At 56.0% G+C, this 9,719-nt stretch carries 4 protein-coding genes; 1 reads left to right on the forward strand and 3 read right to left on the reverse strand.

The genetic code is table 11. The features are described 5' to 3' along the window. Window positions 1-109 precede the first annotated feature (109 nt). From ACZ445_RS13290 to ACZ445_RS13300, 3 genes are all read right to left on the reverse strand, one after another. A complete protein-coding gene (locus ACZ445_RS13290) occupies window positions 110-6,502 on the reverse strand; it encodes a hypothetical protein (RefSeq protein WP_464708433.1) in 6,393 nt (2,130 codons plus the stop codon). A gap of 141 nt (window positions 6,503-6,643) precedes the next feature. Next, a complete protein-coding gene (locus tag ACZ445_RS13295) occupies window positions 6,644-7,549 on the reverse strand; it encodes an AraC family transcriptional regulator (protein ID WP_058425488.1) in 906 nt (301 codons plus the stop codon). A gap of 72 nt (window positions 7,550-7,621) precedes the next feature. Continuing rightward, entirely contained in the window at window positions 7,622-8,911 is a 1,290-nt protein-coding gene (locus ACZ445_RS13300; RefSeq protein ID WP_179028587.1) for a glycosyltransferase, read from the reverse strand. A gap of 158 nt (window positions 8,912-9,069) precedes the next feature. On the opposite strand from ACZ445_RS13300, the gene tpx reads away from it, so the two are divergent. Continuing rightward, window positions 9,070-9,570 carry a thiol peroxidase gene (tpx, locus tag ACZ445_RS13305; RefSeq protein WP_058425486.1) on the forward strand — a complete coding sequence of 167 codons (501 nt, stop codon included), beginning with the start codon at window positions 9,070-9,072 and terminating at the stop codon, window positions 9,568-9,570. Window positions 9,571-9,719 lie beyond the last annotated feature (149 nt).

The following is a 9,719-nucleotide window of genomic DNA, read 5'->3' on the forward strand; positions in this document are numbered from 1 at the left end:
TTTTTTGCACTTGAGTTCAGGTGGGGGCTTGAAGCCGGAGGGCAACCGAAAACCTGGCACCACGAACAGCGCGCTAGCGCCAGGTCTTCGCAGGTTACGACGCTACGGTTTAATAGGGTCTTTTTTCATGCGTGGTCAGCTCTTTGATCCACTGTGGGTCCACAGGCCTACGCCATTGGCCACGGGTTTGAATTTGCAGGCCTTTTGCGTCCCACTCGGCCATCTTTTTCTTCACTAACTCGGTGTACTCGGATGCCTTGCATGAAATTTCGGCCCAGGGGTCGACGATCCAGGCGTCTTTCCATTCGGATTGTGAAAAATCAACGGTGGCTTTACCTCCCGAGGCCGGTCCGCCGACAACGGTGAACACGTGGTCGCCCTCTTTCACATACCATTGTTTTGCTTTGCCTCCGCTTTTTTCGATGATGTCTCCGGATAGCAAAGCCATTTCCCCACAGTTTCCAGCCCCGGACTTCACAATCAGGTTTGAACGGTTCAACGCCTCAGGCGGTACGGTCTTGCGCAACCAGACAATTGTCATATTCGCGGCGTCAGCGCGGGCCACGTCCGCTATTGAGCGCATTTGGTTACTAGGTCCCAGGCCGGTGGCCTTCATGTAACGGTTCACGCTCTCTTGCGCTTGTTGTGCGTAGAATTTGTTTTGCTGTTCAGCGGTCCACGATGTGAAGTTGGCGGGTTGCTCCAGCGCGGCAACCTGGTTGGGTTGCAAGGCAATATCTGCTTTACCGATCGCTTTGGCCCGCTGCAGCTGATAGACAACCTCGCGTTGCTGTTCATCGGTCAGGTTTTTGCACAATGCCTTTAACTCATCAATGTCCTCTTTCAAGTAGCCCGCGCGCTCGAGTGCTTTAAAGGCAGATTTCAATTTTGGCAGCGCAATGAAATTGGCATCAAACGGTAAGTTGGCAGCACCTTGGCGGATACTGAATTTATTCCGGTAAGCTGTCACCATCGGCAGCTCCCTAGGCGTGCATTTGTTGAATGTCAGTTGGCTGCCGGGTGCCTTCTCCAATCGTGCGTAATAGAACTCGGCGGTATCCGCCTCGATCACCAGGTATTTGTTGGTACTGCCGGGTGCCGTGTCGTTAACGATCACCCCACGCAGTTCACGTTTATCGTCGACGGCATCAGTGATGCGGTTGAGCTTGACCACGCGTGTTTCTCGCTCCAGCCCCTCACTGTTTTGTGCGTTGAAAAAGCCGAATTCGGGTTCATTTTTGAGTGTGCCGGTGATTTTTGATTGGTAGACGATGGGCTTGATCTCAGGCACTGGATGCAATTTTGGCCCCATTTCGCCGTCGACCATTTTCCAGCGGCGGCGTTCGAAAATCACAAACTGGTCCTTTCGCAGGAACTTCGGCGCTGAGGGAAACAGGCGTACGTGCTCAAGCGCCTGAAGTTCCTGCTTCAATTCGCCGGCTACCTCCTCGATGAACTTGGTAAAACACGTGTCGTTGGCACCGCGCTTGACGCGGCCGCCGATATCGGGGGCTGGGCACGAGGCTTCAAAGCTTTCCAGCGGCGCGTAGTGGTCGGCTGACTCCAGGTCTCGTAGCAAACCTGGTTGGCGCGAGTCGTAGCGGTAAACCTTGCCCTCATTGATCAAGTCGAAGCCATGGGTGCGCGTGACGGTATACGCATCTGTCGCCAAAGGCTGTTCGGTGACCAGGGCTGTGGTGCCGTCGGAAAAGGTTTCTTGTTTCAGCACCGATGAAGTGTCAGACACAAAACCCTCAAGCGCAGGACCGTAAGCGGCCATGGTCTTTGCGTCGTAGGCATACCACTCACTGCCCTGGCGTATGGCGGTGATTTTGGCCCGGTCCTGAGCCCCGGAAAGCGAGACGCTGCCATTGGCCATGTCAGCTGTCTGCACAGCTAGCTGGCCATCCTGTAGCCGGCTCAGGGAGCGGGTTGATTGCGTGGTAGTGGCAGCAGTGAAGTCCTTGAGTTCAATGGCTTCAGCCTCTTTAACGCCAAACTTCTCGATAAACCCCGCGGATACCTTGGCAGCCGCCCAAGATCCAGCCGATTTGGCCAAGCCCCACAACGTGCTGGCGCCCTCTGTGGCAACAAGGATCGCGACATCAATGCCAAGGTCTACGCCTGCTTTCAGGAATTGGCCGTGATAAAGGTCTTCCAGGCTGCTGGTGCCGGGCAAGGAGTGCCATATGGCCTTGAAGAAGTCACTGGGTTGCGTGGCCGTTTCAAGTGTATTGCTGGACCAATTACGGTGAAGGTCGACAAAGTCGGATCTGTACAGGTACGTGGAGTCGACCATCACTTTGGCTAATTTCGATAGTCTTCCAGCCACATAATGGGGGGAGAACGCGTCATTTTCCTGGTGGGCAGGGAAGGACACCGGTAACGGCCAGGGTTCGTTGTTGTCATCCAGGAGGCGTTGATCGGTGGCTCTCAAAACGACGTCTGACTTAACCCCCGATTTAGGTTCAGTGCCGGTCTTGAAAGCCTCGGCATCGATGTCCAGGCTGACTTTTTGGCCTAGGGGGGTATCCGGATCAATGTCGGCAATTCTGACAACCTGGTCCCACGCCGGATAGACCGCAAAATCTCTCCTGATCCCATTGTAGATCGACGTGATCACCATGCCGCTACCGGCGCCGTCAACGTTCAAAAACGCTACGTCGCCATAAAGCAGGCTCTTGCGCTCCTCGACAGGCAGCTTGTTGAGCATGTTCTCGAACAGTGTCGTGGTATGACGCCTGCGAAGATTGAAATCTGCCTTTATAGCCTTGTCGAATTCATCGTTGATCACTGGAAAGCCAGGCGCCCTGGCCTTTTTACGCAGGCTGTCGAAATCCACATGATTGCCTTCCTGCCCCCAGCTTTCATCCAGCCTGCCTGCTTCATAGATTTCTGCCAGGCTATAGTGTCTCCCGCTGATCAACCCCGCGAGTTCGTTTTCAACCATAAAGCGTTTTTCATAGTCGATATGGCTGCCGAACTGTTCTCTTAGTACGTTGAGTGCCATGTCCCTTCTATTGGGCGCTTCAACGGTGCGCAGCCACTGGACGGCTTCGGCGCTGGCCTGTATGGATGCCTGGAGTTTTTGCTGGCTGTCTTTCAACTGGTCCAGGCTGTAGTTGTTCTTATCAAGGTTGTTATGGATGGCCGCCCAATCCAATAACGGATTCATTTGCGCGTAGCTGTATATCTGCGCTTCCAGTGCTGAGATAGGTCGGATGTTATGACGATTCATGATTTCCTGGTACGTCATGTTTGCGGTCGCGCCAGGCGCTGTCCATTCGATCCGGTTAACCGCAGTCGTAAATTCGACATCCTCGGGCGAGCCGAACGTTACTTGTTTGGGTACATCCTTCACCAGTAATTGCGGCGCCGCGCCCCGTTGCAGCAAGCGTGACATTACACGTGCTAGGTCACGAGGGATGCCATTGTTCTTAATCAGGCGTTCCGTGAACCGGTCAGCCCGGAATTGAGTGCTGCGCCCTACGTTATCTTCATCGGTTAAATCAGCACCGGCAATGGTCTTGTGTTGAGTGCCGGCCGTTGGATCAAGTTCTAGTATCAAGGCGCTCAATAGCCACTGCCTCAAGCTGGTCGGGCTTGCAGCGCCCTTCATTTTTGTTTGCAGATGAGTGGCGATTTCAAACGCTTCGTTGCTGGTAAGCAGTGCCTCCAGTGCCTGGTCAGGGTCGGTACTGAGGTTGGTCACCCTACTGCCGAGGTGAGTGAGAAGGGTGTTATCGGCGCCGATCTTGTTTTTCACCTCTTCGAGCAGCTTACTGCGTTGGGCGGCACTCAGCGGCAGTTGCGTCGACAGGAACCCCCAGTGATTGCCCAGGGGAGGCGAATGGGGAGCTTGCGTCTGCAAGGCCGCCAGCAAGTTGTCGTTATCTGCTTTAGATGAAACGGGGTACCAGTTGTTGTGGGAGATAAATTCGGCAACTGTTGCTACACCCTTGGGTTGATGGGAAGAGTCCGGATCGACCACAAGGCGCCTGGAGCCGCTGTCCGGTGTCCAGGTTTCCAATGCCTGGATCAGTCTGTAACGGTCGTTGCTGTCGCCCACTGCAGTTTTTTGCCGGGCCAGCCAGCCCAGTGTGTTTTCTGGGTTATCAGGTGAATTGGGAAATTGTTGGGTGCGGCCCATCAACGCAGCCTGCTGGTCAAATCTCGTGCTGCCGGGAGTGTCGCTGAGGCTATAAAAGTTGACCACCCATTGGTAGGGGGCCCCGTTGGATTCGGCGTGAAGCAATGCGATGGGTTGTGATTGATTCGCGAATGCCTGCGCGGCGGTTAGTACGGGGGCGAGTGCGTCAAAGTAGTTGGGGTACTTTTGCGCGAAGTCGTTGGCGGTGAAACGCTGATCCACCCCCTCGACCTTGCCAATCAGCGCGTTGTCTTTGGGGTCATACCGCAAGGAAGCCAGGTCAAGATTCTGCGCATGCGCCCACGTCTTGAAACCATCGCTATCGAGGGCTTTGTCCAGATAGGCCCGCCATTGACCGAACAGGCTGTTGGGCGGTATCGGTTGGATGATTTTCGATGCGGCTTGTTCGGGATTGGATTTCAGTTCAAGCATTGCACGATGAACGGTGGTGGCAAGCTCACCTTCGGCGCGCGCCAAAAGGTCTTCGGGGGTGTCTTCAACCGCCACAGGCGTCGACCGGCTGGCTTTGACGGCGGCGGCCAGATATTCAAGCGGCGAGGGAGAGAGCGGCGTATCGCCCAGCATTTGCGTCACGGCCTGCTGGTTTTCCCTTACGGCGACAGACTTGGGGTCGTTCAACGAGGTGTCGGCCAGTGCGCTGAAGGTCTTGTTTTGAACCAATGCTAAGCCACGGCTCAGCAAGGTGGTCAGTTGGCGTGTTTTCCAGTCTGGTTGTTGTGTGTCTGGCTGAGGGGGCATTTGCTCATTGTAGAAGCGCATCACCTCATCCAGTGTCGCAGTGGGTGGAGCAGGGTAGTGCACATCGGCATGGGAGCCTGCGGCCATCCGTTGCACCGCCTGCTTTATCTCGAGCCAGACATTACTCCACTCTTCTGACACATCGTTCAGGGTGAACGTGGTTTCCACGCCTTTCACCTGGGCGGTCAGGGTTCCTGTGTCTGGGTTGATGCGGGCGGTCTTGGGGTCAAGGCCGTGTTTCTGCGCAAAGGCGGTAAAAGCGGCGCCTGTGAGCGTACTCAGGAGCTGGCGGCGAACGTGATTGAAGGTTGAATACTCCGGCACTTCATTGAGGATAAGTGGCGTGTTTTCATTTGCGCCATTGAGCTGTGGCAATTGTTTTAGCAGGGTCTCGCTGCACTGCCATGCCAGCGCCTCGTCTGCGTCCTGAACCCTTTGGGCCGGGGTCGGTGGCGCATAGCGAGCGAGATATCGATCCAGTTGTTGTGCTGGCAGGTCTACGATTTGTTGCTTGGCTTCCTGCTGCCGTCGCTTGGCGGGAGCCTGCTGTTGCTCGTAGAGTGGATCGGAATGACTTAATGACGGGAATGTCCCTTCACGAATCAACTGTCCAATCTTGAATAACACATCGCCTTGGTAGTTGCGGGAATAATCAGTGGGCAGTTGCATGCCATAGAAATTGGCAATCAGCTCAGGAAACGCCCGATCTCGTCCGAAAAATCTGAAGGGTTCACCGTTGGGGCTCGCCAGCTTTTTGGCTGCGTTGAAAACGGTCGACGTTGCTTTTAAAAAACGGTCTTTATCGTAATGGCTGATATCAACGTCGTCGTCCTCCAGTCGTAGATGGATGTTCCCGGCAGGATCGATAATCAACGATTCAATATCGATCTCATGAGTTTGGGCAAACGACTTGAAGGGTTCCGCGTGCAGTGCAGCATCCAGTTCGGCAAGGGCCAGGCCAAAGGTGGAGTCGGGCTCGACGTGAACCGTATACATTGTGCCCTTTGTGGCAAGTTGTTCAGCACTCAGCAGCGCGTTCACCAGGGTGTAGGCTGTATTGATGGCCAACGCTGCATCACCCTTGTTAACCAAGGTGTCAGCGAACTTGCGCAGCAAGGCGTTGCCTGTGTCTTGGTCGGAGTGCGCATTCTGCAGGTCTCGACGTGAGCGTGATGCAACAGGGCGAATAGTCGGCCTGTTGTGCGCAGGGCTATCAAGTATTTCTTGAATCAACTGGGTGTAGCTTTTTTGCGGATTGAGTGCACTTGGCTGGTTAAGAAGTTTTTCCACTTCTGCCCTTACTGCAGTCGTCTTTAGCGGATCAGACAGGCTCCTTACTTGATGATTGATCTGCTCCGCCAGGCTTGATTGTCCTTTGGTTACTGCAAATCTGAGCAGGTCCTCAATGCGTTGACGCGTGTGTGTCGGCAGATCAATCGGCACTATGGAGGGCGCTCGGCCTGGGTCGAAGGGTTTATTGAAAACTCGTATGACGCTAGAGATGACCGAGGTGAGGGGGCGCCCAACAGGTGGGTGCTGTTTATCAAGCTGCGCAGTGGTCACGGAGGGGTTGGACAGCGAAAGTTTGATCATAGAGAGGCCTTAACAGCAGCGCATTTAAGAAGGCATTTCCCGTGAATGAGAAATGGAAAATACGTTCTTTAAGTGGCTGCCAGCCCTATTGGGTTCCTGTTTTTAATATCCCAATCGATCTGTTTGTCCAGGCGTCGCTGTTCAAGCCAGGTTTTGCTCCGTCAGTCGCTGCACCGCCAGGCGGCGGTAATGGGAAGGGGTCATGCCTTTTAGTTGCTGAAAACGCCGATTGAAGTTGGAAATATTGTTGAAGCCCGACTCGAAACATACATCCGTCACGGCTTTATCCCCATCGGCCAACAACTCGCAGGATTTGCTGATACGCAAGCGATTGACGAATTCGATGAATGTACGCCCGGTAGCCTGTTTGAACACGCGAGAGAAGTAAGTGGGCTTCATCCCCAGGTATTCCGCCACCTCCTCAAGCGGCAGCTCGCGCGCGTAGTGCGCAAAAATGTAATCCACCGCACGGTTGGTGCGGTCGATGCTGTGTTCATCGGCCAGTTGCGGCGTGGTCACACCGGACAGCAGTTGGTAGTCCTCGCAGGCGCTCAACACCTCCAGCAGGATAAAGAAGTGCCCAAGGCGCGCCATGCCCTGGGCGTCCTCGATGCGTTGCATCAGGGTCATGGCCTGGGCGATGGTCTTTTTGCAGCGAAACTCGATGCCGTACTGCGCGCGCTCCAGCAGTGGTGCCAGGCTTTTGAGTTCGGCGAAGATGTGGCTGCCGTGCTCGAACAGTTCATCGGTGAAATTCACCAGCATGTCGCGCTTGGGCACCACCTCGTCTTCTTCCACCTGGCTGATCCAGTTGTGGGGCAGGTTGGGGCCGGTGAGGAACAGGCTTTCCGGGTAGAAGTTGCCGATATAATCGCCGATAAACACCTTGCCGGAGCTGGCGACGATCAGGTGCAGCTCGTATTCCTTGTGGAAGTGCCAGCGCACCAGCGGGCAAGGGAAACCGTGTTGGCGATAGATGATGGACAGGCCGTTATGGTCGTCCATCAGTTCGTAGGAAGGGTCGGTGATGCGCGCTGCTCGGGTCATGCTGCCGTCGCTTTATTGTGGTTGCTGCGTAGGATAATGCCCCCTTGCGCGCGACCTCGCCAGCCTCGACGTTTAAAGCACGCGGTTTTTTGCCTCGATCCACTGCGACATGTACTGGGTACTTTTATGGGCGTGGTGGCGCAGCATGCTGCCGGTGAAGTTATCCCGGCGATGGACGGCGAGGTGTTGACGGCACTGCTCCAGGCAGGCCACCAGCGCCGGGCCATGGATGTTCTGGTCATACCGCCGGGCCAGCAGTTGGCGACCGTCTTCCTGGGCCTGGGTCCAGCGTTCACGGTCTTGATACAACGCCACCGCCGCCGCCGCGAGGGCAGGCGCGCTTCGTTCTACTGCGCCAGGCCATGGCTGTCCATCCCCCATGGCCTCGGCGCCGATTGGCGTGGTGACGTTTGGCGTGCCGCAGAGCATTGCATCCACCAGCTTGCCCTTGATCCCGGCGCCGAATCGCAACGGTGCCAGGCAGATGCGCGCCGCCGTCATCACTTGCAGGGCGTCTTCGGCCCAGTTCATCACATGAAAGCCCTGCGCCGGGTTATGCAAGGCCGTGGCTTTGGGCGGGGTGTAGGCACCATAAATGTGCAGTTGTGCTCCCGGGAGTTGCTGGCGGATCAGCGGCCACAGGCTGTTTTTCATCCAGAGCACAGCATCCCAGTTGGGGGCGTGGCGGAAGTTGCCGATGCTGAGGAAGTGGGCGCGGTCTTCAAATGGCGCGAAGGGCTCGGTCGGCCGTTCCAGCATCAGCGGGCACCAATGGAGTAGGGCGGGCGGCACCTTGAAGTGCTCGGTCAGCAGGCGGATTTCGACGTCGGAGATCATCAGGCTGATGTCGCAGCGGTAAATCGCCGCGATTTCCCGTTTGGCCAGGTCGGTCTCGGCCATCAGTCGAAACTCTTCCGGCAGTGCCGGGCAGAACAACGCACTGAAGTCCTCGGTGTCGGGGTGCGCCTTCAGGTGATCCTTGACGCGTTGGTGACGTGCGTCGCGCAGGCTTTGCAGGTCGGAGGTTTCCAGGACACGCAGGGCACCTGGGCAGCATTTTTCGACGCGCCAGCCGAACTGCTCCTCCATCATGAAACGGTCGAACAGCACGATATCCGGAGCCAACTCGCGAATAAAATCATCGAAACTGCTGTTATTGAGTTCGATGGCGCATTCGGCGATGCCCAGTGCAGGCAAGTCGGCCTTGTGCTCGCCGATGGTCGCGGGGCTGCTGAAGGTTATGTCCCAACCTTGTGTCAGAAAACTCTGAAGAATCTGCATCATGTGCCCGCCTGCGGCCGAGGAACGAGGCTCCGGCCAGACATAACCAATGACCAGGACTTTGGTGGCAGGCTGATTCATCAACAACAGGTTCCTTGAAGGGCACGGCGATCGGCGCGCAATTAAACCATAACCGGCGGCATGACAATTTATGTTTGGCGGTAGGTAGCCACCGCACTTTGTGGTTAACTTCCGCCTCTCGAATTCGTTTCATCAAACCCAGCATAAGGATTCTGTTCATGGCTCAAGTCACCCTTCGTGGTAATCCTGTCCAGGTTGAAGGCGAACTGCCGAAAACCGGCTCCACCGCTCCCGAGTTCAGCCTGGTTGCTGTCGACCTGTCGCAGGCTTCCCTGGAAACCTTCGCCGGCAAGCGCAAGGTGCTGAACATCTTCCCAAGCGTTGACACCCCGACCTGCGCGACCTCGGTACGCAAGTTCAACGCCCAGGCCAACGACCTGACCAACACGGTCGTGCTGTGCATCTCCTCTGACCTGCCGTTTGCCCAGAAGCGTTTCTGCGGCACCGAAGGCCTGGACAATGTGCTGAGCCTGTCGGACTTCCGCAACGCCGACTTCGCTGTCGACTACGGCGTTTCCCTCGCCGACGGCCCACTGCAGGGCCTGACTGCCCGCGCCGTCGTGGTACTGGACGAGAACAACACTGTGCTGCACAGCGAGCTGGTTTCCGAAATCGGCCAGGAGCCGAACTACGAAGCAGCCCTGGCTGTTTTGAAGTAACTGTTTCGGTACGTTACTGTCGTTTTGCAGTAACACGCTTGATGCATGATTGCGGCCTGGCCTAGTCCAGGCCGTTTTTATTTGTGCCTCAACTGCTTAGCGAAATAGCGGGCAGACTAAGATCAGCAGTTAAAAGTTGTAAGCCCAAG

Source organism: Pseudomonas allii, from assembly GCF_055380095.1.